The 23,934-nt window shown below is 62.5% G+C and carries 20 protein-coding genes; 6 read left to right on the top strand and 14 right to left on the bottom strand.

The features are described from left to right. Positions 1–209: 209 nt before the first annotated feature. Positions 210–614, bottom strand: a complete 405-nt coding sequence (locus NKI39_RS22110) for a Fur family transcriptional regulator (protein ID WP_023675234.1) — start codon at positions 612–614, stop codon at positions 210–212. A 211-nt stretch (positions 615–825) separates the two neighbouring features. Between NKI39_RS22110 and NKI39_RS22105 the strand changes: the two genes are divergently transcribed. The 3 genes from NKI39_RS22105 to NKI39_RS22095 all read left to right on the top strand — a co-directional run bounded on the left by NKI39_RS22105 (position 826) and on the right by NKI39_RS22095 (position 4,211). Beyond that, on the top strand, positions 826–3,027 hold the full coding sequence (locus NKI39_RS22105) for a caspase family protein (RefSeq protein WP_352834356.1): 2,202 nt from the start codon (positions 826–828) through the stop codon (positions 3,025–3,027). Between the two features lie 102 nt (positions 3,028–3,129). Continuing rightward, positions 3,130–3,510, top strand: coding sequence for a hypothetical protein (locus NKI39_RS22100; RefSeq protein ID WP_352818345.1), 381 nt, complete (start codon positions 3,130–3,132; stop codon positions 3,508–3,510). Continuing rightward, the gene (locus NKI39_RS22095; protein WP_352814526.1) at positions 3,507–4,211 is read left to right on the top strand and encodes a DUF4760 domain-containing protein; all 705 of its coding nucleotides are present in this window, start codon (positions 3,507–3,509) and stop codon (positions 4,209–4,211) included. Before NKI39_RS22100 ends, NKI39_RS22095 begins: the two co-directional genes overlap by 4 nt. 84 nt (positions 4,212–4,295) lie before the next feature. Here NKI39_RS22095 and NKI39_RS22090 read toward each other — a convergent pair whose 3' ends face one another. Further along, positions 4,296–5,378 (bottom strand): trypsin-like serine peptidase, encoded by a 1,083-nt coding sequence (locus tag NKI39_RS22090; protein ID WP_352474872.1) that lies wholly within the window; start codon positions 5,376–5,378, stop codon positions 4,296–4,298. A 390-nt stretch (positions 5,379–5,768) separates the two neighbouring features. Here NKI39_RS22090 and NKI39_RS22085 point away from each other — a divergent pair, with 390 nt between their 5' ends. Beyond that, positions 5,769–6,857 carry a S1 family serine peptidase gene (locus NKI39_RS22085; RefSeq protein WP_352474873.1) on the top strand — a complete coding sequence of 363 codons (1,089 nt, stop codon included), beginning with the start codon at positions 5,769–5,771 and terminating at the stop codon, positions 6,855–6,857. 91 nt (positions 6,858–6,948) lie between these two features. Here the strand turns inward: NKI39_RS22085 and NKI39_RS22080 are convergent, their stop codons facing one another. Next, on the bottom strand, positions 6,949–7,299 hold the full coding sequence (locus tag NKI39_RS22080) for a hypothetical protein (protein WP_352502632.1): 351 nt from the start codon (positions 7,297–7,299) through the stop codon (positions 6,949–6,951). A gap of 180 nt (positions 7,300–7,479) precedes the next feature. Between NKI39_RS22080 and NKI39_RS22075 the strand changes: the two genes are divergently transcribed. Further along, positions 7,480–7,776, top strand: coding sequence for a DUF2934 domain-containing protein (locus NKI39_RS22075; RefSeq protein ID WP_352502631.1), 297 nt, complete (start codon positions 7,480–7,482; stop codon positions 7,774–7,776). A gap of 82 nt (positions 7,777–7,858) precedes the next feature. Here NKI39_RS22075 and mgrA read toward each other — a convergent pair whose 3' ends face one another. The 7 genes from mgrA to NKI39_RS22040 form a co-directional block, all read right to left on the bottom strand. Continuing rightward, positions 7,859–8,905, bottom strand: a complete 1,047-nt coding sequence (gene mgrA / locus NKI39_RS22070) for an L-glyceraldehyde 3-phosphate reductase (RefSeq protein WP_352834351.1) — start codon at positions 8,903–8,905, stop codon at positions 7,859–7,861. 139 nt (positions 8,906–9,044) lie between these two features. Next, the gene (locus NKI39_RS22065) at positions 9,045–10,193 is read right to left on the bottom strand and encodes a Gfo/Idh/MocA family protein (protein ID WP_352834348.1); all 1,149 of its coding nucleotides are present in this window, start codon (positions 10,191–10,193) and stop codon (positions 9,045–9,047) included. A 12-nt stretch (positions 10,194–10,205) separates the two neighbouring features. Next, positions 10,206–10,952, bottom strand: coding sequence for a sugar phosphate isomerase/epimerase family protein (locus NKI39_RS22060; protein WP_023675224.1), 747 nt, complete (start codon positions 10,950–10,952; stop codon positions 10,206–10,208). Between the two features lie 87 nt (positions 10,953–11,039). Next, positions 11,040–12,152, bottom strand: coding sequence for an ABC transporter ATP-binding protein (locus NKI39_RS22055; RefSeq protein ID WP_352834346.1), 1,113 nt, complete (start codon positions 12,150–12,152; stop codon positions 11,040–11,042). 5 nt (positions 12,153–12,157) lie between these two features. Beyond that, entirely contained in the window at positions 12,158–13,087 is a 930-nt protein-coding gene (locus tag NKI39_RS22050; protein WP_023675222.1) for a carbohydrate ABC transporter permease, read from the bottom strand. After that, entirely contained in the window at positions 13,080–13,973 is an 894-nt protein-coding gene (locus tag NKI39_RS22045; protein ID WP_352474879.1) for a carbohydrate ABC transporter permease, read from the bottom strand. The genes NKI39_RS22050 and NKI39_RS22045 overlap by 8 nt, the downstream gene beginning before the upstream one ends. A gap of 107 nt (positions 13,974–14,080) precedes the next feature. Continuing rightward, positions 14,081–15,319 (bottom strand): ABC transporter substrate-binding protein, encoded by a 1,239-nt coding sequence (locus tag NKI39_RS22040; protein WP_352448364.1) that lies wholly within the window; start codon positions 15,317–15,319, stop codon positions 14,081–14,083. Between the two features lie 393 nt (positions 15,320–15,712). On the opposite strand from NKI39_RS22040, the gene NKI39_RS22035 reads away from it, so the two are divergent. Next, positions 15,713–16,762, top strand: coding sequence for a LacI family transcriptional regulator (locus NKI39_RS22035; RefSeq protein ID WP_352767839.1), 1,050 nt, complete (start codon positions 15,713–15,715; stop codon positions 16,760–16,762). A gap of 277 nt (positions 16,763–17,039) precedes the next feature. On the opposite strand, the gene NKI39_RS22030 is transcribed toward NKI39_RS22035, so the two are convergent. Genes NKI39_RS22030 through NKI39_RS22015 form a run of 4 tightly spaced genes read right to left on the bottom strand, consistent with a single transcriptional unit; the run spans position 17,040 to position 23,920 of the window. Beyond that, on the bottom strand, positions 17,040–18,293 hold the full coding sequence (locus tag NKI39_RS22030) for a Wadjet anti-phage system protein JetD domain-containing protein (protein ID WP_352834342.1): 1,254 nt from the start codon (positions 18,291–18,293) through the stop codon (positions 17,040–17,042). Then, a complete protein-coding gene (locus NKI39_RS22025; protein WP_352834339.1) occupies positions 18,290–21,724 on the bottom strand; it encodes an SbcC/MukB-like Walker B domain-containing protein in 3,435 nt (1,144 codons plus the stop codon). Before NKI39_RS22025 ends, NKI39_RS22030 begins: the two co-directional genes overlap by 4 nt. Further along, positions 21,721–22,371, bottom strand: coding sequence for a DUF4194 domain-containing protein (locus NKI39_RS22020; RefSeq protein ID WP_352834336.1), 651 nt, complete (start codon positions 22,369–22,371; stop codon positions 21,721–21,723). The genes NKI39_RS22025 and NKI39_RS22020 overlap by 4 nt, the downstream gene beginning before the upstream one ends. Beyond that, entirely contained in the window at positions 22,361–23,920 is a 1,560-nt protein-coding gene (locus tag NKI39_RS22015) for a Wadjet anti-phage system protein JetA family protein (RefSeq protein WP_352834333.1), read from the bottom strand. Before NKI39_RS22015 ends, NKI39_RS22020 begins: the two co-directional genes overlap by 11 nt. Positions 23,921–23,934 lie beyond the last annotated feature (14 nt).

The following is a 23,934-nucleotide window of genomic DNA, read 5'->3' as shown; positions in this document are numbered from 1 at the left end:
CTCAAAGGCCGGACATATGGACGCAAGCGATCGAAAACGACGCAAAACAACCGTTGCAGGCAGGGCGCCGTCCACATATGGATCCCAGGGTCTCCGCGACGTCGCTTCGCTCCTGCTCCCGCCCTGGGATGACGAAGCTTGGTGGGTATCAGCCAATCTCAAAAGATTGCGATAGTTCAAGCCCCGCAGCGGAACCATTGGCAGGCCCCTCAAGCCGCCTCGGCCAAACACTTCGCACATGTCCCACGAAACTCGATCACCGCCTTCTTGGCGGCGAAGCCGGTCGAGCGTACCCATTCGTCGAGCCGGTGGCCGACATCATGGTCGGAGAACTCGGTCACCTGGCCGCAGGTGTCGCAGATAGCAAACGCCGTCATCGAATGGCTGTGGTCGTGCGGCTCGGCACAGGCGACGAAGGAATTGAGGCTTTCGAGTCTGTGCACGAAGCCGGACTTCACCAGCGTGTCGAGCGCCCGGTAGACCTGCAGCGGCGCGCGAAAACCGCGCTCGCGCAATTGGTCGAGCAACGTATAGGCGCTGAGCGGGCCGCTGGCGGCCTCGAGTTTCTCGAGCACGCAAAGCTGGTTCTTCGTCAGTACATCCCTTGCCGCCATGATCCCGTTCCAAGCCGCTCCGTGCCGATCGCTGCCATTAGGCATACAAACCGGCCTCTGCCACTGAGATAGCGACGAACTGCCTTTTTTGCTACTGTTTGTATTCGCAGCCGGTGGTCGGCTGGCCGGCGACGCCATATTCAAAATACTGACAAAATCCTCGGCCAGGCTGGCCGTGCTTGGAAATTCGATCGGGCTTGGGGAAGCAATCATGATCAAAGTGACGCGGCGGACGCTGCTTGCCGGCACGTCCGCGCTGGCCGCTGCCGGCCTGGTACCGTTTCGGGCATTCGCAGCGGCGCGCACCTACCATGCGCTGCTTGTTGCCTGCACCGATTACCCGAACCTGCCGAAGAAAAACTGGCTGATCGGACCGAAAAACGATGCCGGCCTGGTGCGCGATTACCTCCTGGGGAACACGCCCGCGCCGGTAAAATTCCTGGCCGAAAACATCACGCTGCTCGCCAAGGATGTCGAAGGCGCCAACGGACCGCCGACACATGCGGCGATCAAGGCGGCGTTGGCCGATCTTGCCGCCAAGGTCCAGCGCGACGATTTCGTCTACCTGCATTTGTCCGGTCACGGCGCGCAGCAGCCGGCAGCGAACAAGGGCGACGAGACGGACGGCCTCGACGAGATTTTCTTGCCGTCCGACATCGACAAATGGGTCAACCGCGAAAAGGGCGTGCCCAATGCGCTGGTCGACAACGAGATCGGCACCGCGCTCGACGTTATCCGCGACAAGGGCGCCTTTGTCTGGGCCGTGTTCGACTGCTGCCATTCCGGCACGGCGACGCGCGCCGCCGAGGTCGACGACGAGCTGGAACGCAAGGTCGAGTTCGCCGATCTGGTCGGCGGCGACGACGCTGCCAGGGCGGCTGCGGTGAGAGCCTATGACGAGATTGCGTCGGCCGCGCCGCGCGGCTTTGACGACGACGGGCAGCGCAAGCCGGCCTTCAAGCTGACGCCGACCGGCGCCGAGCCGACCACCAAGGGCAAATTGGTCGCCTTCTACGCGGCGCAGACGGTGGAGACGACGCCCGAGATGCCGCTGCCCAAGGGCACGGCCGATGCACCGCGTTTCGGCCTGTTCACCTTCACCATCCTGTCGAAACTGGCCGAGAACCCCAACATCACCTATCGCCAGCTCGGCCAGGCCGTGCTGCAGCAATATTCGGCGGACGGCCGCACCCGGCCGACGCCGCTGTTCGAAGGGGAACTCGACGCACGCGTCTTCGGCACCGACAAGACAGACGCGGTCATGCAATGGCCGATCGTCATCGAGAACGACAAAGCCACGATCAGCGCCGGGTTGCTGCAACGCCTCACCCCCGGCAGCAGGCTCGCAATATTGCCGTCGGCGCTGTCGCCGCTGTCCGAGGCGCTTGGCTATCTCCAGGTTCAGTCGGCGAAAAACCTGGAAAGCCGGGTCAAGCCGGTCGAGTTCGGCGGCAAGCCGGCGCTCAAGCTGGCCGATATCCCCGCCAATGCCTATGCACGGCTGGCCGAGCTCGCCGTCGACTACAAGCTCGTGGTCGCGCGGCCGGCTGCGGCCAAAGGCCTCGAGAAAGAGGCCGCGCTGGCGAACTCGGTTCTCGACGAACTGGCGGCCAGGAAGAGCTCAGGGTTTCACATCGCGCTGGTCGAGCCGGGCAAGAGCGCAGATCTGCGTCTCGCAGTGCTGCGCGAGAACGCCATTGCCGGCGCCGCAGAAGATGCCACCGACGCGCCGGCGCTGTGGTTCCTGCCGGCTTCGGGCGACATGACGCTCAAGGGCGGCAGCAAGCCGCCGTTGATCGTCATTCATCCGGACGGCCGCGAAAAGTTGATCGAGGCCGCCGCAGGGAATCTGACGAAAATCTTCCGCGCCATTGGCCTGTCGAGGCTGGCCGCCGCCTCCGATTATCGGCCGGAAGAGGTCAGCGTCGAGTTCCGGATCAAGCGTTTTGACAGCGACACGCTGCAGCCGATCGAAGCGTCGACTGTGCCGCGTGTTTCGCCCGACGATCAGGTCCACGTACTGGCCAGGAACGGTTCGACCAACCTGGTCGACATCAACGTGCTCTACGTCGGCTCCGACTATTCCATCCAGCATTTTCTTGCCGAGCGCCTGACCGAAGGCGCCGTGCTCGAGGAAGGCCTGTTCAAATTCACCGACACCGGCTTCGGCATGGAGCGGATGATCGCCGTCTTGACCGAAGCACCGCCGCAGAGCGAGAAGCAGGATCTGAGCTTCCTGGCGCAAGAGGGCGTTGTCTCGGTAACGCGCGGACTGGGACAGCCAAGCTTCGCCGACATGCTGGCCGATATCGGCATGGCGCCGGCGACACGGTCGGCCATGCGGCTGACCGACGACAAGGGGTCGAAGGGCGCCGTGATGATTTTTCCGATGGAGACCGTGCCGCGCGCCTGAGGCGCGGTCAGGTGCCCGGCCGGGCCTCTTGCCTAATCGGCTGATAATGAACATTCTTCGACCACCGCTGTCGGCGGCCGAACGGAACGGGTGAGGGCGTTCGTGAACAGGATCGTATTTTCGTGGCGCGCAACAACCGCCGGCCTTGTCGCCGAGCTGTTGCTGGCCGCCAATGCTTCGGCGGACGAGGCTTGCGGCCTCTGCGCCAAGGAGGTCGTCATCAATTCCGAACTGGCGAGCTGCTTTCTCGACCAGTACGACCGGATCGCCAAAACCGGCAACACCGCCGTTGTCGTCGATCTCAGCAGCTGCGCCTCGCGCGGCGTGGTCGAGCCGTTGCCGTCGCCGGGCAAGGCGCAGGTGGAGCCTGACCTGCAGTTCATCGTTTCGCGCACGCAGCTGGATTGCCTGAAGAAGAAGCTGGAGACCCCGGGCATCGTGCTCGACCCGTCCGCCACCATAGAATTGGACAGCTGCGGATGACGAAAGCGGGGGGCAACGCAACGCAGCAGGCAGTGACGGCGCCGGTACCGCAAAAGAAGCCGGTGTCGCTGCCGGAAACCGTCGAAGGCCTGCCGTGGGTGAGCAATCACGAGGTCAAGAAGGAGGCGAACCCATTCACCGATCGCGACTGGCGCATGCTCGTCTATGCCTGGTCCGGATTGCTGGTGCGCCTGGCGATCATCTTCACCTTGATCTTTTCGGTCTACCAGTTCCTGGCGAACCAGGAGCAGAAGCGCGTCGAGCAGACGATGTCGCTGGTCGAGCTCTGGGAAAGCAAGGATTACCAGCAGGCGCAACGGGCCCTCAAGCAACGCCTGGCGGCGCTCAACGCCAAATACGGCAATCTGCTCAGTGCCAATCCGACGCCGACCGAGGAACAGGTGTTCAGACAGCGCATCGGCATCGAAGCGATGAGCGCTACCGGCGGCGACATGCCGCTTGCCGACTTCAGCGACAATTTCGACCGCGTCGTCTATTTCCTCAACCGCCTTTCCTTCTGCGTCGAAGGCAGGCTGTGCTCGCGCGACGTCGCCGACTCCTATTTCCGCGACTATGCCGCTTCCTTCTGGAGCTATTTTGCCGGCTATATCGATAAGGAGCGCAAGGCCGGTTCACCGACTTTCGCCCAGCCGATCGAGAACTATGTGCGCCAGGCGCCACCCTCGGCCCAGTCCAGATAATTCCCGAAAATGCGAAAGCCGGCGACGGAAATGCTCCGCCGCCGGCCGGTTTTCCGCGACGATCGCGGCGGAAACTCTGCAGGCCTATTTGTACAGGCTGTTGATCCACTGGACGTTGATGGCGTTCAGACGCACGGCGGTATTGGCATCCGGGCTCTCGGCCACGTTCACGCCGGTGATGACGCGCTGCTTGGAGCCATTGTCATAGGCATAGACCGAGCTGCCGCTCGACCCGGGATAGGTGTCGCAGTCGTACTGGAAATACTCGGTGGCGATGTTTTCGGCGTGCACTTCGCAGGTCGCCTTCCACATCGTGCCCATCGGCTTGTCGCCGGGATAGCCGATGATGTTGGCGGTGAAATCGCCGAGGTCGTCATAATTGGCATAGCCGAGCCAGCCGAGGTTGGTGCCGACATCCTGCTTCAGGGTGACGATGCCGAGATCCCACGGCACGACCGAGCCGTAAAAGCCCTGGTAATTGTCGATGAAGCCCTGGATGACATAAGCGCTTTCATAGGTGAAGGCGCCGAACGGCGCGTCGTCGGCAGTCTTGCCGTTGAGAGCCGGCACGAACAGGATATCGTCGAGCCAGGCCTTGTCCTCGTGGCTGTAGAGGCAGTGCGCCGCGGTGAGCACCGTGCGCGGGCCGATCAGCGTCGCCGAGCAGCTGCCATAGCTGCCGCTCTTCGATTTGCCTTCGAGATAGCCGATCGCGGTGAACGGGTAGGTTTTGGTATTCTTGATCTGCTCGCGGTCGTCCGTGCCGAACACCTGACGGCCAGCCTCTTCGCCTCCGCTCAGTCCGGAATTGTCGGACTTCTGCCCGTCGGCGGGCGCGTTCATGTCCTTGATGACAAGGTCCTTCAGCGTCTCGTTCGGGTCAATCTTGATGTCCTTGCCATCGGCGGAGCGGCCGACGATGCCATAGGATTTGACGGCCGTTGCTTCGTCGGTGAGCGGCGCGGCGCGGTTGGCCTCGTCGTCGGTCAGTTTCGGCGGGGCGATTGGTTTCGCCCGGCCGGGCTTGTAATCGCCCGATGTTACATCCCGCATGCTTTCGCCGTTGCCGGCATTGGCGGAACCTGGATCGGCAGCCAAGGCAGGAACCGCCCACATTGCGGTGGAAAGCAACGCGGACGCAATAATGCTATGTGTCAGTTTTGTCATGGTGAGACTCTCCCAAAAGTCAGCAAGGACTGGATCAAGATACAGAAATATTGTCGAGATCGTGGTGGCGCAAAAAAATGAAATTGGTTACCGGTGCCTTTACCGGGCCATTATTCAGTGCAGCCAGTTTAGGTCCCCGCCAAAAATGCCTGCAACGGTATACTGCCTAAAATAATCCAACATTGGCAACGACAAATTGCTTCCACATAGCCCGTGGGGGGCTATAGGATTTTGGGCGGGTCGGCTCGACAGCACGACTAGCAGAAATGGTGCTCGGCTTTGTGACGGATCGTGCTTCGCCGTGGAGCATGATCTCACCGGCCGGTTCCATTTCAGTGGACCATGCGTCGGCGACTGACCTGTCGGGAACATCGTCTCAGGGGGTTCGAGGTGAAGATCATCCATAGGTTCAGACCGATTGCCGCCGCCGCGCTGCTCGGCATCGCGGCGGCCTTGCCGGCCGTCAAATCCGTTCATGCCACGGACGCGGCCGCTCGGCCGGAGGCGGCGATCTCGCCGATGAAACGCGTGGCCGAGGCCAGGGCCAAGGCCAGGGCGGAGAACCCCGACGGCGCCGATCGCGTCTACGGCGGCAAAGAGGCCGAGAAGGGCGCTTACCCGTTCCAGGTGGCATTGCTGACCACCGGCAAACTGGACAAAAGCCCGGCCTCGCAGGCGAATGCGCAGTTCTGCGGCGGCAGCCTGATCGCGCCGCAATGGGTGCTGACGGCGGCGCACTGCCTCAATGACGACGGCGAGCCGATTTCGCCTGATGTGGTCACCGTGCTCACCGGCGCCACCGATCTGAGCGAGGGCAAGCGCTACAAGGCGGTGGAGATCATCGTCAACGAGGGCTACAGCGAGCAGACGCTGGACAACGATCTCGGCTTGATCCGGCTGGCCGCGCCGGCCGATGCCCCGACCATCAAAATTGCCCGTGAGCCGACACCAGACGCCGGCAAGACGACGGTCACCGGCTGGGGCAAGATGCAGGACGGAACGTTTCCCACCGCACTGATGGTCGCCGACCTGGACCTCCAGCCGAACGCAACCTGCAACAGCGGCATCAAGGCGATTTATGCGCATGATTTGAAGGCAGCGCTCGGCGAACTCGCCCGCCGCATGCGTTATTCGGAAAGGGGCATCGAGGCGGCCGCCAACGCGATTGCGGCCGATATGGCCGATCCGCTGACCGGCAACATGATCTGCGCTGGCACGGCCAGCGGCGAGCGCGACGCCTGCAATGGCGACAGCGGCGGACCGCTGTTCGTGACCGGCGCCGATGGTCCGGTGCAGGTCGGTGTCGTCAGCTGGGGCGAAGGTCCGGCCGACGGCGGTACCGCCTGCGGCCACAAGAACGCCTACGGCATCTACACGCGGCTGGCCAATTACACCGGCTGGATCGAGGAGAAGATGAAGACGGCGGCGCCCGCAGCGCCCAAAGCCCTCGGCACGGCGCAGAAGCCCGCCACGCCCTGACCGGTGTCATTGCTGAACCAATGAACAGCGGGAGCAGTCCCTCTGTTTCTGTCCCAAAACCCGGTTCTGTCCCAAAAACCTGGGGTCGGGACTAGAACCAGCGATCGCGGCGCTGATCTGTGGCGGCCAGGGTGAGGCCGAGTAGCGCTCCTACGGCCGCTCCGAGGATGAATGCCGACGATATTGTGCCGGGATTCTCCTGGACCACCCCCGACACCGTCTGCGCCCTGTTGCGCAGGGCTTGTGCTGTCCGAGAGGCGCGCTCGGCAGCGTTGTCATACCAGCCGCCGGCGTCTTCGATCGCCTCTTCCGCGCGTTCGGCCAAGGTCCGATTGATCTTGCTGATCTCGCGCCTCAGCTGCGCGACCTGCTTCTCCAGGGCTTCCTGAGCTTCGCGTTGAGTCATCTTGGGTGCTGCGGATTCGTTTGGTTCGTCGGCCATGGTAATCTCCTTTGCTCAGGTGAGGATCAACGGCGTGCCCGCTGTGCAGGTTCCTCCGCAAAACGATTCTGTCCGGTGTTTGTTCGTTGGAAGCGCGGCTCTGCCTGCAAAATCGGCTTGAACATAGGATCGTTCCGGCGCTCCCCGCGTTGGTGAAAACGCCACAAGGGAGGAACCGTCATGGACAATGACCGGCATGAAAAGATTCGGCAGCGAGCCTATGAAATCTGGATGCGCGAGGGCCGCCCGGATGGCGCGCATGAGCGTCATTGGCAGCAGGCGAAGCAAGAGCTTGGCCTCGACGACGCGGACGGTCCGGCGGGAACGATCGCCAGCTCCGACGTTCTGACGGTCGAGGCACTGGCGATGCGCACCGGGATAACCGGTGATCAGGCGCAAGAGCTGATCGACAGGCTGGGCAACGACAGGGCGACGCTCGAGCAAGCCGCGCGGAACCTCAAGGCAGCCGAAAGTTAGCCGCTGGCCACCGTGTCGAAGACAGCTACCAGTTCGCGCTGCCGCGTCTTTTCGATGAAACCGGACCGCAGACCGTCGTCGCCTACTTCCTCGGCGGCCCCTTGCGCTCGGCCGATGCCGCCCAGAGATTGATGTCCGACTCGCGGGCAAAGCTGTCGATCTCGGCGAGCTCGGCATCGCTGAAGTCGAGCGCCTTCAGCGCGCCGACGCAATCCTCGACCTGTTCCGGCCGGCTGGCGCCGATCAGCGCCGACGTCACCCTGCCTCTGCGCAGCACCCAGGCCAGCGCCATCTGCGCCAGCGTCTGGCCGCGGCGACGGGCGATGACGTTCAGCGCCTCGATATTGGCGATCGACTTGTCGTTGATGAATGCCGGGCGCAGCGACTTGCCCTGGCTGGCGCGGCTGCCATCGGGGATGCCGCCGAGATATTTGTCGGTCAGCATGCCTTGCGCCAGCGGCGAGAACACGATCGAGCCGACACCAAGCCCCTCCAGCGTATCGAGCAGGCCATCATCCTCGACCCAGCGGTTGAGCATCGAATAGCTCGGCTGATGGATCACGCAAGGCGTGCCGAGCTGCTTCAATATGTCGGCGGCCTCGCGGGTGCGCTGCGAATTATAGGAGGAAATGCCGGCATAGAGCGCCTTGCCCGAGCGCACCGCGTGATCGAGCGCGCCCATCGTTTCCTCCAGCGGGGTGTCGGGGTCGAAGCGGTGCGAATAGAAGATGTCGACATAGTCGAGCCCCATCCGGTTCAGGCTCTGGTCGAGGCTGGCCAGCACATATTTGCGGCCGCCCCACTCGCCATAAGGCCCTGCCCACATTTCGTAGCCGGCCTTGGTCGAAATGATCAGCTCGTCGCGATAACCGGCAAAGTCCGTCCGCAGGATCTCACCAAACGCCCGCTCCGCCGAGCCGGGCGGCGGGCCGTAATTGTTGGCGAGATCGAAATGCGTGATGCCGAGATCGAACGCCCTGCGCGCGATCGCCTGCTTGGTTCTATGCGGCGTGTCGTCGCCGAAATTGTGCCACAGCCCAAGCGAGATCGCCGGCAGCTTCAGGCCGGACCGCCCGCAGCGATTGTAGACCATCTTTTTGTAGCGGTTCTCGGCGGGGACATAGGGCATGGGAAATCCTCATATCTCATATCGAAACGCGCCCGACGGCTGCCGACGCGATGACGGGCAAGTCGGCTCCAGCCTCACCCTTAGCCTCTCCCCGCGCAAACGGGGAGAGGCTTTTTGCGGTGCTTGGGAGGCGCGCCGCCTACTTGGTTTTCTTCTTCGCCAGCAGCTCCTTCGCCGCCTTGACGCCGAGTGCCGCGGGCCGCTCGCAGCTGGTCTGCATGGCGACGAACTTTCCGGTCTCGCCCGAACGCAACAGTCCGGTCATGACGTCGACGGCATGCAGCGCCAGTTCCATCGAGCAGCGGTGCGGCCGACCTTCCCTGATCGCGATCGCCATGTCGGCCAAACCGGCGGTGCGGTAGTTGGCCATCATGCCTTGCGAATGCATCTCGTTGGGCACGCCGAACGGATGCGGCCATTTCGGCAGCTTCTTCACCGGCTTGGCGGCCTCGGTGAAACGCACGTCGCCGCCGAAGAAATTCGGATCCGGCACGAACACCGTGCCCGCCTCGCCATAGAGTTCCATCGGCGCGTGGCCGTGGCTCCAGACGTCCCAGCTGGTGTTGAGCGTCACCACGGCACCGTTCTCGAATTCCAGCACGCCATGGATCGTCGTCGGCGTGGAGACCGGGATCTTTTCGCCGGCGCGCGGCTTCGAGCTGATGATGCGTTCCGTCATCGGGATCGAAGCGAAGGCGGCGACCTGCTTCACCGGCCCGATCAGCTGGATCAGGTTGGTGATGTAATACGGTCCGATATCGAGCACCGGCCCGGCGCCCGGCTGGAAGAAGAAGTCCGGATTGGGGTGCCAATGCTCCATGCCATGGCTCATCACATGACAGGTGCCGCTGGTGATCCTGCCGAGCCTGCCGGTGTCGATCAGGTCGCGGACAAGCTGGTGCGCGCCGCCGAGGAAGGTGTCGGGCGCCGAACCGATGCGCAGCCCCTTGCTTTCCGCCCGTTTTTTCAGGTCGAGCCCTTCCTTGACCGACAGCACGAAGGGCTTCTCCGAATAGACGTGCTTGCCGGCGTCGAGGATCTGCTTCGACACCTCGTAATGCACCGCCGGAATGGTCAGGTTGACGATGATGTCGATATCGTCGGCCTTGAGCAGCCCCTCGACGGTCTCGGCGCGCAGCTTGAACTCTTTTGCCCGCGCTTTCGCCGCTTCCATGTTGATGTCGGCGCAGGCGCGCATCTCGATGCCGCGAAACAGCGGCGCCAGCGAGAAATACGCCTTCGAGATGTTGCCGCAGCCGATGACGCCGATGCCAAGTTTTGTTGCCATGCTGATGTGCTCCTAATAGGTCTTGGCGGCTGCGATCGAGCGGCGGGCGAAGCGCTCGATATCGTTGGGATTGTCCTGTTCCATGACGTAGTATTTTGCGGCGCTTTTGGCGCGTAGCGCCTTGATCAGGCCGGGCCAGTCGATGGTGCCGTGGCCGACGTCGGACCAGCCGTCCTCGTCGAGGCCCTCGCCCGGCTTGGCCAAGTCCTTGACATGGACGGCGACGATGCGCTTGCCGTGCTTCTCGATCCAGGGCAGCGGATCGACGCCGCCGCGCACCACCCAGGCGACGTCCATCTCCCAGCCGATGTCGGGCGCGGAGGACAGGATATGGTCCTGCGGCACCGAGCCGTCGGCAAGCGCCTTGAACTCGAAATCATGGTTGTGCCAGGCAAAGCCATAGCCGGCTTTCCTGGCCGTCTCGCCGACCTTGGCCAGGCGTTCGCCGAAACCGCGCCAGCCGGCTGTGTCGGCCGGCCTGAACTCGGCGTTCAGGAACGGGCAGATGAGCAGCGTGATGCCGAGCGCGTCGGCCGTCCTGCGCACGCCGTCGAAATCCTTCTCGAGCGCGTCGATCGAGAAATGCCCGGTCGGCATGGCGAGCCCGTTCTTGTCGAGCTCGGCACGGAACGCCTTGGGATCGTCATAGACGCCGCCGAACCCTTCGACTTGGCTGTAACCAAGCTCCCCCAGCATCTTGAGCACGCCCTCCCAGGGCTGGAAATTGCGGGCGCTGTAAAGTTGGAATGACCAGTTCATCGTCTCTGTCCGTTTTCTTGTGGATGGTTAGTTTTGGGGGGATGAGTCTTGCGGGAGTGGAAGAGTCTTGGGAGGCTAAATCATGCTCTAGAGGCGGTTACCTGTGGCGGCGTCGAAAAGCGAGGCGCGCATCGGGTCAAAACCGATGCCGACCGCCTCGGCGTTGTTTGGCGTGCGCTCGGCCGTCACCCGCACCGTGAAATTCTGGCCGGCGAGCTTCAGCCAGACCAGCGTGTCGGAACCCATGGGCTCGACGACCTCGACATTTGCCGTGGCTGCGAACGGCCATCCCGTGCCGCTGTTGAACGCCACGTGCTCGGGGCGGATGCCGAACACGGCCGGCCCTGGCACCGGGTCCTTCTCGAAAGCATAGGTGGCAAGCGGTATCCGCACATCCTCGGCGACGAAGTGCCAGTCGCCTGCCGCTTGCTCCAGTCTGCCGTCGAGGAAGTTCATTGCCGGCGAGCCGAGGAAGCCGGCGACAAACCGGTTGACCGGCCGGTTATAGATGGTCTGCGGCGCATCGAGCTGCTGGATGACGCCGCCCTTCATCACCGCGATACGGTCGGCCAGCGTCATCGCCTCGATCTGGTCGTGGGTGACATAGATCATGGTGTTCTCGAGCTTGCGATGCAGCAGCTTGATTTCGACGCGCAATTCCGCGCGCAGCTTGGCGTCGAGATTGGAGAGCGGTTCGTCGAACAGAAAGACATCGACGTCACGCACAAGTGCGCGCCCGATCGCCACGCGCTGGCGCTGGCCGCCGGACAGCGCCGCCGGCTTGCGATGCAAAAGCGGTTCGATCTGCAGGATCTCGGCGGCCCGGGCGATGCGCTTGGCGATCTCTTCCTTGGCGAGGCCGGCAACGCGCAGCCCGAACGACAGGTTCTTCTCCACCGTCATCTGCGGATAGAGCGCGTAGGACTGGAACACCATGCCGATCCCGCGATCCTTGGGCTCTTCCCAGGTGACGTTCTTGCCCTTGATGAAGATGCGGCCTTCGGAAACGTCGAGCAGCCCGGCAATGCAGTTTAGCAAGGTCGACTTGCCGCAGCCGGACGGGCCGAGCAGCACGATGAATTCGCCTTCGGCAACATCGAGGTTGAGCGTCTGCAGCACCGATATCGCACCGAAATTCAGCGACAGGTTCTGGATCGAGACGCTGGTGCCGTTTGCCGCAATGCTGCCGTTTGCGTTCATCGCCATCATCCTTTCACCGCGCCGGCGGCGATGCCGCGCACAAACAATTTTCCGGACAGGAAATAGACGATCAGCGGCACCAGGCCGGTCAGGATGGTGGCTGCCATGTTGACGTTGTATTCCTTCACGCCTTGCACCGAGTTGACGATGTTGTTGAGCTGCACCGTCATCGGATAGGTGTCGGGGCGGGTGTAGACGACGCCGAACAGGAAGTCGTTCCAGATGCCGGTCACCTGCAGGATGATGGCGACGACGAAGATCGGCAGCGACATCGGCAGCATGATGCGGAAATAAATGCCCCAGAAGCCGGCGCCATCGACACGCGCTGCCCGGAACAGCTCCTCCGGCATGGAGGTAAAGTAGTTGCGGAACAACAGTGTGAGGATCGGCATGCCGAAGATGGAATGGACGATCACCAGGCCGCTGAGGCTGCCGTAGAGGCCGACTTCGCGCAGGATGATGACGATCGGATAGATCATCACCTGATAGGGGATGAAGGCGCCGACGATCAGGATGATGAAGAAGGTGTCGGCACCTTTGAAGCGCCAGTTGGCAAGCGCATAGCCGTTCACTGAGGCGAGCGCGATCGACAGGATCACCGACGGGATCGTGATGCGCACGGAATTCCAGAAGCCACGCGACAGCCCGTCGCAGTTGAGCCCGGTGCAGGCGCTCGACCAGGCCTTGACCCATGGCTCGAAGGTGATCTCCATCGGCGGCGAGAAGATGTTGCCGAGGCGTATCTCGGGCATGCCTTTGAGCGACGTCACCACCATCACATAGAGCGGCAAAAGATAGTAGAGCGCCACCACGATGAGCGTGCCGTAGAGGAAGATGTTGCGGCGCGAGAACATATGCCGCGGCTTCGGCCCGCTCGGCCCGTACGCTTCGAGCGTGCCGGGGCCGGCCGGCAATGAAACGGTATGGTCAGACACGCTTCTTGCCTCCAAACTCGAGATAGGCCCACGGCACGATGACGATGATCACCGACAGCAGCATCATGGTCGAGGCGGCGAACCCCTGACCGAGGTTCTGGGCGAAGAACATGTAGTCATAGACATATTTGGCCGGGACTTCGGAGGCGATGCCGGGCCCGCCGCTGGTCTGGGCGACAACCAAGTCATAGATCTTGACGATACCGGCAGCGATGATGACCAGCGTGGTGATGAAGACCGGCCGCATCATCGGTATGATGATGAACAGATAGGTCTTCCAGGTCGGTATCCCGTCGACCCGCGCTGCCTTCCAGATGTCCTCGTCGATGCCGCGCAGGCCGGCCAGCATCAGGCACATGATGAGCCCGGTGCCCTGCCAGAGAGCGGCGATCAATATGCCGTAGATGACGATGCTGGAATCATAGAGCGGATTGAAGCTGAAGCTCGTCCAGCCGAGGCTGCGCACCACTCCCTGGACACCGAACTCGGGGTTGAGCAACCACTGCCAGACGAGGCCGGTGACGATGAAGGAGAGGGCGAAGGGATAGAGGAAAATGGTCCGGAACGTGTCCTCGAACCGGATCTTCTGGTCGAGCAGGGCGGCAAGCAGGAAGCCGATCACCAGCGAGAACAGCAGCGACAGCACGCCGTAGATCAGCAGGTTCTCGATCGAGACCAGCCAGCGCGGCACCGACCACAGCCGGTAGTACTGGTCGAGCCCGACGAAATTCAGCCGTGGCAGGAGCTTCGAACTGGTGAAGGAATAAAGCACCGTCCACGCGCTGCCGCCGACAAAGATCACCAGCGCTGTGAGGATCATTGGGATCGAGGCGATCTTCGCATTGAGGTTGCGAAAGAGTTGGCTAGGGCGTTCGCTCTTGCTCATCTGCACAGCCGCTTTGGATCGGGTAAGGGCCGGAGGGTCAAGAGGCCTTGACCCGAGCTCCCGACCCTGCGTTTGCAGGGGCGGGAGTGAGGCGGTCGGTCGATCGCTCAATCGGCCGAACCGACAATGGCGGCGAAGCGCTTCTGCGCATCTTCCACGGTCATGTCCTGCTTGGCGAAGAACTCGGAGAAAAGATCCTCCTTCTGCTTCTGGGTATCCTGCGAAAGCAGCTGGTCGGTCCAGGGCATGACATTGCCCTTGGCGAGAATTTCGAGCCCCTTCTTCATGCAGTCGTTCGCCGCCTTGAGGTCGACGTCGCCGCGTACCGGCAGCGAACCTTTCTTGAGATTGAAGGCGACCTGCGTCTTGGGATCGAGCAGCGTGTGGGCCAGCACTTCCTGTGCCTTCGATTTTTCGGGATCCTTCAGCAGCGGGAAGTAGAAAGCGTCGCCGCCGGTGGCGATCATCTCGTTGAGACCGAGGCCCGGAAGGCAAGTATAGTCCTTGCCGGCGACCTGACCGGCAACCTGGAACTCGCCCTGCGCCCAGTCACCCATGATCTGGCCGCCCGCCTTGCCGGTGATGACCAGATTGGTGGCCTGGTTCCAGTCCTGCACATTGGTGTTCTTGGCCATCTTGCGGGCATCGTCCGCGGCCTTGAAGACCTTGGCGACCTCGGGCCCGGCGGCGAATTCCGCGTCCTTGTCCTTGTAGACCTTGAGGAAGGCGTCGGTGCCGCCGACCGCCGCAAGCAGCACGTCGAAAGCGCCGGAGGCCTGCCAGGGCTGGCCGCCGACCGCGAGCGGCTGGATGCCTGCTTTTTCAAGCGCGGGCGCCGCAGCGACATATTCATTCCAGTTCTTCGGCACCGGCACGCCGGCCTTTTTGAAGGCCGCGTTCGACAGCCACAGCCACTGCCAGGAGTGGATATTGACGGGCACGCAATAGATCTTGCCGTCGAGGGTACAGCCGTCGAGCAGGCTCTTCGGCTGCACGATTTCCGTCCACTTTTCCTTGGTGGCGAGATCGGTAAGGTCGCGCATCAGCCCGGCCTGCACCAATTCTTCCGCCTGCCGGCCGTGATTGAACTGGGTCGCGCCCATCGGGTCGCCGCCGGTGATGCGGCTGATCATGATCGGCCGCGCCGTGCCGCCGGAGCCGGCGATGGCGCCGTCAACCCAGTGATTGCCGGTTGCGTCGAAAGCCTTGGCGAGTTCGGCGACCGCCGCCGCCTCGCCGCCGGAGGTCCACCAATGGGTGACTTCCAGATCCGTCGCGGCCGCCGGGCCGGCAAATTGCAGCGCGACCGTCGCAGCCAGCGCAGCAGTCATGAGTTGGTATCGCATTTCGTTCCTCCCAGAATCTGAAACGTTACAGATTTTCGATACGGCAATTGCTTGAGGCGCGCAACCCCTCGGGCGAAGGTGGCATCAAGTTTTTTCGAAGCGCGAATAAAATCGCGCGGCTCGTCGGCCTACCGCATCGCAACAAGAGGGGTTGCAATGCAAAATGGAATGCTGCGACGCCAAAAAATCGGAAAAGCCCCTTCTGTCGCTCTTTTTGCGCCGACCGGAGTGCCGCTCGTTTTGCGCCTGTCACCAGTGATATCGCCACGGCAGTGACAATCTGTAACGTTTCAGTATATAGCGGTCTCATTCGGTGAAGGCCCGCGGCGTACCCGCGGCCCGCCGATTGCCGGCCTGCCCGGCAACTGCTATGCGCCTGACGGGGCGGGATGAATGAACAGGCATCAAAAAGAGAAGGCCGACGAAGCGTCGGGCCCGGGCCGGCCGACACTGAAGACGCTCGCCTTCATGACCGGGCTGGGCGTCACCACCGTGTCGCGCGCGCTAAAGGATGCGCCCGAGATCGGCGCCGAGACCAGGCGGCGCGTCCAGCTTGTCGCCAAGCAGATCGGTTATCGGCCCAACCGTGCCGGCGTCCGCCTGCGCACCGGCAAGACCAATGTCATCAGCCTGGTGCTCAACACCGAGCACGAGATCATGAGCTTTGTCTCGGATATCATCTACGGCGTTTCGGAAGTCATCGCCGACACGCCCTATCATTTGATCGTGACGCCCTATTCGCGCTCGCAGGATCCGCTCGACCCGATCCGTTACCTCGTGGAAACCGGTTCAGCCGACGGCGTCATCATTTCGCGCACGCAGCCGAACGATCCGAGGGCCCGTTATATGCTGGAGCGCGGCATCCCCTTTGCCACGCATGGCCGCACCGATATGGGGCTGATCCATCCCTACCATGATTTCGACAATTACGCTTTCGCAGCCGAGGCAGTGCGCCATCTTGCCGGCCTCGGCCGTCGCCGCCTGGCTCTGTTGGCGCCGCCGGTCGAGCTGACCTATCACGGCCACACGCTCGCAGGCTTTGCCGATGCGCTGAGCGAGGTCGGCGCCAGCGAGATTCCGTTCAACACCGTTTCGATCGATCATTCGATCGAGCAGATCAGAATGCGGACCGCGCAGCTGATGCGCCGCGAAAGCCGCCCGGACGGTTTCATCAGCAGCGCCGCCGCCGCGACGCTCGCCATCGTCGCCGGCATCGAAGACGCCGGCCTCAAGCTTGGCCGCGATGTCGATGTGGTGTCCAAACAATCGTCGGAGCTTCTGCACCTGTTTCGCAGCGAATTGCTGGTCGTCAACGAGAACTTCCGGCTGGCCGGCGCCGAACTCGCCCGCTCGGTGCTGGGCTGGATCGGCGGCGCCGCACCCGGCACCCTGCAGAGCCTGAGCGAGCCGGGCGAAGTGCAGGCCTATCGCCGCCCCGACTAGAGCGGGATACGTTCAAATTGAACTGGGCTCCGGCTCCAATGCGCGCTGCTGGCTGGCAACCTTGGGGCCGATTGCCGACTGGCGGTTCCGGGCATCCAAATCGCGATTAGCGGACGTAGAAAACTGGTAGGGCTACGTGAAGAACAAATCAAGAACATTGTAATCAAGCATATGCCAGATTGCGGAATGCCGAGGGCGTTGTCATGAGAGATCGTCCATTCCGCCACCTGAGATTTGTCGGCACTTTGCCGAAGAACCGCCGTTCGGCAGTTCCAGCCTATCGCGGAGTTCCTCCACCCAAAGCGTCAGAAGTTTTTCCGGGCTCCGGAGTAGCAGTTGTGATCGTAAGCGGACTTCTCGGATCGAGTTCCTCTTGCTCGTGCACGAGACCACTAGCGGCGAGGAGATCCGCCAAGCCAGCGATCACGCTCGCGTGCATGTCGCCGATAGGACCGGCCACGCCCCGCGTCGGTCTCCCGAAGCGGCGGAGCAGATCGGCGTCCATCATATGGGGGCGCAGCGGAATGTTGACGTCGGCAAGATGTCTTTCGAGGTGCCGGAATATGCGGATGCCTCCGGTGTCCATATCTCCCCAGTGAAACGTTGGCGCTTGCGCCTGGGCCGCCAGTCTTGTGATTGTCGCGAGCGTCGGCCGCGAGGGGAAGCCACCGGAATAGATGACGAGGGCCCGTTCGGACCGTGCGACCTCCCGGATGTGCCGGACGAATGACGTGAAGTTCTCGATCGTCAGGACGTAGTCGGGCTTCGTCAGGAGACTGATTCCGCCAACGCAGTCGGTCGGTATTCCGACATAGGGAATCGCCGGAAACGACCGCCCGTCCAGAGATACGTCACCGTGCATGAGGGTTGGTTGCGGCAAGCGCCTGATACCGGCGCTGGCAAGCAGCTCCTCCGGATCGAGCCGAGTCTGCTCGTCCATGCTCGCGAAGATCTTCGCCATTGCTGCGGCGACTTGCCGGACATTCCTCTCCAGCGCCTTACTGTCGCCGACCGTCAGCCGCGAGAACGTCCGGAAGTCCTGCTCCTCCTGCGGATCGCCCGACATGCGACTGCGTACTGCGATGGCGAGGCCGATCACGTTTGCAAGCGTTCGCCCGTCCCCATTCCGGACTCCGATGTGGGACACGCCCCGCGTCCAGGCCGCGACGGCGTCATCGATTAAGCTGGCGGCGCCGACCGGTAGCCCCGGTTGCGACCGGAGTTCTGCAGCGGCTTGGTATGCTAGCTCGCTAGCCGGCCGCCGTTGGAGCTTCCGGTAGAGTACCCCGGCATCCTTCAGCCTTGCACCTGTTACCCGACGTTCCGTCTTTGGACCGGTTTGGACCCGCTCGATCCCGCCTGCTCGCTCCAGCGCTGCGAGTTCCTCGTCGAAGGTGTCCCGCCGGTCCATGTTGGCGAACCCGTCATTATCGATCGAGGCAATCAGGTTTCTCGCGGCCGGATTGCGTTCGTGCCGCGTCAGCAGATCGTCGACGAGTGAACTGATGGTGGAATACCCGTGCCGGCTCATTCGGCGGCGCTCGCCTTGAGGCCGAGGCGTTCCGCGAGTTCTTCATCCGTCGCGTGCTGCGGATTGGCAGCGCGCATCTCCTCGCGGACACGGTCCTTGATTTGGATGGATTCGGCCAGGGAAATGTCACCGCCGCGGAATACGTCGATGATATAGTTTAGATTCTCGTAGACGACCGCACGTTTCTCGGTCGGCGCGGCGATGACTACCTGGAGGCCGATCGCGCGGTAGAAGTCCAGCAGTGTCCGCTGGTTGGGGCCATCCATCTTGCTGAAGGCCTCGTCGAATACGGCAAGGCCCATTCCGAGATCACTTGGAGAAGTCGCCTGGCGGACGCCGTGATAGGAGCTGGCGAGGGCCGCTCCGATGACGACGTAGAATGGCACCTGGCGTTCAGCACCGCTGGCCACGCCGCGTCGGCGGTCGAAGCTCGTTGTCCGTCCGGTCGCGACGTCGCGCATCCTGAGATCATAGGTGAAATAGCTGCGGTAATCTTGAAAGACTGTAAAGTCGAAGGATTCGTCGGCGAGGAGCTGCTCTATCTGTCTCAGCGCTCGCGCGTGCCGCTCGTCGCGAGGCGCGGCCCGGTCGAACAGGGCATCGAGCACGCGCTCGTCGGTCTCGCTGTCCTTGGCGAGATGATAGAGGTCGTCGAACTCCGGTTTGACGAGCTCCGCCAAACGATAGATCTCGCCGTGAAGGGGACGTGTACGGAGCGCCGCTGATAGCTTCTCCATCTCTGAATGAAGCTGCCCGAAACGGCTGTTCAGCTCATGAATGAAGGTCGTCTTGAAGAGACGCGAAATCCGATCTGCCGCCTCGTCCGCTTGCTCGCGGTACCGAATGAGCTCATTTCCTTCGAGCATCGCTATGCCAGTCGACACCCATGGCTTCACCGTGCCGATGATCGGCACGTCCGCGTAGCCCTCGAGTGCGTCGGGGAAGTCAATCGCATACCTTCCTAGAGCCGCCCTGATCTCGTGACCGAGCTCCCGATATCCCTGCTTCGCGTCGTCCGCTGCCTTCTCCATATCGGAAGCAATCCGAGCCGGGTTTCTAGCGGGATGGCCTTTATATCGCTCGCGGAGCGATCGAATTTGTGCCGCGGAGGTCACGACACTACGGAATTGTCGACGGCGATGGCCGAGGCACAGATAAGAGCCGACACTCTGCTCGCCCGCGCCTAGTCTTGTCTTGACCTCCTCAATCTTCGATCTGAGCGACGCGCGATTGTCGATTAGTTCATCGCGATCTGCCCTGAGACTGCTCAACAAGGTCTGCGACCGCTTCTCTGCGTCAAGTAGTTCAGGGTCGACCTGGGCCGATATCCGATCAAGTCGTCGCCGCGCATCGGCCAGCCTGTCGGCCAAATCCCCCTGTGCGAATGCGAGCGCTTCGAACTTGTCCTTTTCGCCGACCGGTCTACTGCAATCTTCGAGGCGTCGGATCGTGTCCTCGAAGAAGCGCTTCTTCTCAAGATGAATCCTCAAAAGCTGCGCCCGCTGTTCTATCCGCTCCCGTAGTGTGGACTCCATTAGTGGTGCCGCAGCCCGCCCAATCTTGAGGCCATCCGGCCGGCGTATCTCGGTAATCAGGCCGTCGTAATATGCACCGTCAGCCATAACGGCGCGGCCGCTGGATAGAAGCTCATCTTGGTTCTCCGCAAGTCGTACATTGCCTATTCTGAAGACTACGAACGCCATGGCCAGCTTGTCGTCACTGCCGATCATCGAAGCTAGTGTGCCGCCCTCGGCCACGGTCGGCCTCGACTGCAGCTTGCGGGTGTTGGCTACGCGGCATCCCGGATAGGTGTCCCGTCCATGCCGCAGGATCTCGGTTGCACGGTAGGCGTGCTCCGGATCGACAATTATGGCCTCGCGGTCGCGGGTGAGTAGCGCCTCAAGTGCATTGCGCCAACGTTCGTCGATTACCTCGGCGACCTCGCAGAGTGTGCGCGGCTTCATGCCTTCGCGGCGCAGAGCCTCCATAAGTTTCGACGTTGCGGTGCTAAGGGTAATCTGTCCCCGTTTGGCGTTGGCGAGCTGTTTGCTGTCCTCGGCTGTCTCGGCCTCAAGCTGCTTGACCCATACGATGGCGTCGTCTCGCTGGTCGGTCGCCTTTTCTGTCCGGGCGATCGCCGCTTCAGAAACCGCGTCCAGCAGCTCATCCATCTTCGCCGGATCGCGTGGCCAATCGGGCGGTGCGAGCCCGCGGCTGTCCTCCTCGACGCGTTCGAGCGCGCGGAGCAGTTCGCCCGGGTTTATGACGCTCAGCTTGTCGCGCAGCCCCAGGAGCTGGATCGCGCGCGCAGCGCGGAGGTGTCGAGCTGACAGACGCTCCATGATGTCAGCACGGTCTCGCTCCAGCCCCCTAATCTCCTGTTCGACGATGGCGCGCTGTCCCTGCGCGCCGGTCGCGGCAAGCTGTCGCTGAACGGACGCGAGCACCTCGGTCTCGCGCTCAATCTCCTCCTCCACCCGCGCGAACTCCTCCATGACTACATGCAACTCGTGCGACTTCGACTTTTGTTCACGGATGTTCGTCAACAGCCTGGCGAATCCTTCGATCAGCATGGCGGTCTTCTCGATCGCGCGGCAGGTGAGCTCCTCGGCGAGAAGTCGGTCGAACTCCACTATTTGGGCGCGGATTGCGCGAAGTGCTTCTAGTCTTCGGTTGAGGTCGGCAATGGTCTTTTGGATCTCACGGTAGCGGCGGATAGAATCGCGTAGCTCGGCGATGTCGATCGGCTTGGGCTCGAGCAGATAGCGGTGCACGAACTGTTCGACAGACGAGATGTCTGTGAAGGAGAGCGCGGCCACGAAAGTGCGAACGAACCGCTCGGGATCTGACGCCCGGCGCCCCGTGAACAACGCGCGCATGTACTCACGGATGAATGTCTTGGCATCGTCCGGCGTGTGCAACTGACCGCCCGCTTCGCCGCAGGCCTGATCGAGTCGACGGCGGACTACGGGCCAGACGGTTGGCCGGGATCCGTCTTGGCCGATATCCAGCAGCATCGAGGTGTCGACGCTGATCCCCTCGGCTACAAACCGTCCCACTACCTCTGTCTGTTGTCCGCGTGCGGCCTCAACACACAGCCCGAGGCTCACAGGCATCCGCCGCCTTTCCGAATCCTCGAAGACAAGCGCGATGTAGCTCCTTGCCTGGTTCCTGAGGAAAGTGTCCTCGTTGAGTTGGCCGAGGCAGTAGCCCCCGAGGGTGCGGTCTGAACGGCCGCTGCTCTCGCCCGCCGATCGGTTGAACCGGTACAGACGAGACGAACCGCCCGCCATGATCGCCTGTATCAGATCGATGATCGTAGACTTGCCGGATCGGTTCTGGCCGAGGATGGCCGCATCGCCGGCCAGATCGAGGTCGGCCCTTACCATCATGTGCCAGTTAACGAGGACGATGCGCCGCAGTTCTATCATGCCTCGCCTCCCACCGTGGGCTGATCGTCCGCGTCCGGGTTCGGGGCAGTCGGGCGCGACAGGATCTGCTCGAGCGACGCGACGAAGTCGTCGCCGGCGATGCTCGTAACGAGCGCGCGAATGTCGAGATTCATATCCTGCGCGTCTGCGTCGAACTCACCGAGGCAAACAATCGCCTTCCGTTCGAGCATCCGAAGCACATCCCGGAACTCGTTTGGCGCAAGGGCCGCGCGCCGACTTCCGGCGACTATGCCCTGATAGGCCACATAAGCCTCGTTAAGCGTCGTGCGGACGGTGCCGTTGGTGTAGATTTCGCCGAGTTGGAGTGCCTCTTCCCAGAGCCGTCGCATGAGGAGTAGGGCAATCGTCTCATCAATGCGCATCCTCGGCAGCGACGTGCGCTCCGGATCGGGTAGGATCCCCGCCCAGCCTTCAGTCTCCCGGTGGACGAGACGATAGCCGGCGACTTCAAAATAAGCCTCGACGAGCTTCGCGAGCTCAGGACGGTAAAGCGTTTCGAGCAACGTTGCGGCCCCACGGTCCTCAACGTGGACGAACTGGTTCCGCATTAGATGCGCAATGAACTGCGTGACCCGTAGGAAGCCACGGGGATTCGAATTTTCGAGGGCGTTGAACTCAAGCAGCATACTCGACCTCGAAAGTGATGCTGTCATCGAGGCGCTTCACGTGAAAGCCGCCGCAGTCTAGCCACTCGTTTGACACCGCCTCGTCGAACGCCGCGAGCTCGAACCTGCCCTCAAGCACTTTCGCGAGTCGCGAGCCGGCGTCAGCACCGAGGCCACCTGCAACCATCATTCGGACGGCTTCGAAGGCGAGGAAGTCGTCTACGGTTTCGATCCACATGGAGGCGGCCGTAGTTTCGCCAAAGGGCGGGACCCGCCTTTCGAGGAAACGGCTAACCTTTGCCGGCGTGATGGTCAGGCGATCCAAGTATGCCCGCTCGAGTTGACGTCTGAATTCGCGTATCGGATCGGGCGCCGGAAGAGCTAGGTCTGCGTCGGCGATCTCTGGCCGCGCCCCGCGTGGCTTCGCGAGGAGCTCGGGAGCGACCACAGTCAACCGAGGCTCAATCAATCCTCGGACCGTAAGATCGTCAACGCCCCGCGAAAGAGCGTCATCGAGGCCCTGGATCGCATGCTCGCTGCGCTGAACGAAGTTGGTTCGGCGCCCGGCATATCTGACCACGTTGCGCAGCCGCGTCTCGAGCCTGGACCGGTGTTGCTGGATCGCCTCGAAGGATTCCTCGATGCGCTCGAACACGCGGCGGATCCGGAACACGTCCTCCTGCACGAGGTCGCGCGCCGCTTGCCCATCAGGAACCAGCCTGGCCTCAAGGTACGCGTCTGCGATTGCTGCCAGATCAATCTCGGAATCCTCCAACTCATCGAGGGAGGCGATAATGGTCCGCCGATGCCGATAGGGATGCGCCGTGGTCGAGATGGACGTGTAGTCGCGCAGTAGCACCCGCTCGACCAAGTCCTCGAAGTAGTGCCGCAGCCGCTCGGCAAGCGTGTCCGAGGAGAGCACCTGCCGGTCAACTTCCCGCAGGGCCGCGAGCACGCTTCTTAGGTACCGTCCGAAACGTGCCGAGTCTTGGGCGGCCTTGTTGAGGCCCAGAGCGTTCTCGGCTGGCTTCTCGCGTACCGCGCGGATCGCGTTCCTCACCTCCACCACTAGGCCGCCGAGTTGCTCGGCGCCGCCCTCCTTCAGGGAGCACAGGAATTCGGCGAGACGCATCGCGCCGGACGGCATCTCTACGGTCGTCTTAAGCCCATAGCTCGCCTCGTCCAGCCAGCCCGTCTGCAACATCCGGTTATAGATATGGCGAGAGCGGCTAATCGCGCTCCCGGTGGCCTCATCATCAACGCCTGCGACGCGGCGACGTCTAACCCGTCGGCCGGTTCGCGTGATGAGACGGTCTAGGTCGACGGCAGCTTCGTCCTCAGCCCAAAGGCCGGGCTCCCGCGAGACACAGTCGTAGATCACGCCGACCACCTCCGCCTCGGTCGGGAACAGCAGGTCCGACCGGTAGAGGCCGTCGTAGACGGCAAGGATTGCCCGCTCATAGAGCAGCCGGTTCCCGCCAGAGAACACCGTAAAGACGTCCGGGCCGAGTTGGCCGAAGAGTTGCGGACGCGATGCATCCGATACTGAAGATACTGCGGACTTTGCCAAGACTCCCACCCCTA

The sequence above is a fragment of the Mesorhizobium sp. M0664 genome (assembly GCF_040320565.1).
Taxonomy (GTDB): domain Bacteria; phylum Pseudomonadota; class Alphaproteobacteria; order Rhizobiales; family Rhizobiaceae; genus Mesorhizobium.
Note: the sequence above shows the minus strand (reverse complement) of the source record. Positions and strands in the feature narration are given on the sequence as shown.

What these genes read in the sequence shown, in the direction of transcription:
- NKI39_RS22110 (WP_023675234.1), bottom strand. Translation starts at nt 614, where the DNA reads ATGGCGGCAAGGGATGTACTGACGAAGAACCAGCTTTGCGTGCTCGAG.
- NKI39_RS22105 (WP_352834356.1), top strand. Translation starts at nt 826, where the DNA reads ATGATCAAAGTGACGCGGCGGACGCTGCTTGCCGGCACGTCCGCGCTG.
- NKI39_RS22095 (WP_352814526.1), top strand. Translation starts at nt 3,507, where the DNA reads ATGACGAAAGCGGGGGGCAACGCAACGCAGCAGGCAGTGACGGCGCCG.
- NKI39_RS22090 (WP_352474872.1), bottom strand. Translation starts at nt 5,378, where the DNA reads ATGACAAAACTGACACATAGCATTATTGCGTCCGCGTTGCTTTCCACC.
- NKI39_RS22080 (WP_352502632.1), bottom strand. Translation starts at nt 7,299, where the DNA reads ATGGCCGACGAACCAAACGAATCCGCAGCACCCAAGATGACTCAACGC.
- NKI39_RS22075 (WP_352502631.1), top strand. Translation starts at nt 7,480, where the DNA reads ATGGACAATGACCGGCATGAAAAGATTCGGCAGCGAGCCTATGAAATC.
- mgrA (WP_352834351.1), bottom strand. Translation starts at nt 8,905, where the DNA reads ATGCCCTATGTCCCCGCCGAGAACCGCTACAAAAAGATGGTCTACAAT.
- NKI39_RS22065 (WP_352834348.1), bottom strand. Translation starts at nt 10,193, where the DNA reads ATGGCAACAAAACTTGGCATCGGCGTCATCGGCTGCGGCAACATCTCG.
- NKI39_RS22060 (WP_023675224.1), bottom strand. Translation starts at nt 10,952, where the DNA reads ATGAACTGGTCATTCCAACTTTACAGCGCCCGCAATTTCCAGCCCTGG.
- NKI39_RS22055 (WP_352834346.1), bottom strand. Translation starts at nt 12,152, where the DNA reads ATGAACGCAAACGGCAGCATTGCGGCAAACGGCACCAGCGTCTCGATC.
- NKI39_RS22045 (WP_352474879.1), bottom strand. Translation starts at nt 13,973, where the DNA reads ATGAGCAAGAGCGAACGCCCTAGCCAACTCTTTCGCAACCTCAATGCG.
- NKI39_RS22040 (WP_352448364.1), bottom strand. Translation starts at nt 15,319, where the DNA reads ATGCGATACCAACTCATGACTGCTGCGCTGGCTGCGACGGTCGCGCTG.
- NKI39_RS22035 (WP_352767839.1), top strand. Translation starts at nt 15,713, where the DNA reads ATGAACAGGCATCAAAAAGAGAAGGCCGACGAAGCGTCGGGCCCGGGC.
- NKI39_RS22030 (WP_352834342.1), bottom strand. Translation starts at nt 18,293, where the DNA reads ATGAGCCGGCACGGGTATTCCACCATCAGTTCACTCGTCGACGATCTG.
- NKI39_RS22025 (WP_352834339.1), bottom strand. Translation starts at nt 21,724, where the DNA reads ATGATAGAACTGCGGCGCATCGTCCTCGTTAACTGGCACATGATGGTA.
- NKI39_RS22020 (WP_352834336.1), bottom strand. Translation starts at nt 22,371, where the DNA reads ATGCTGCTTGAGTTCAACGCCCTCGAAAATTCGAATCCCCGTGGCTTC.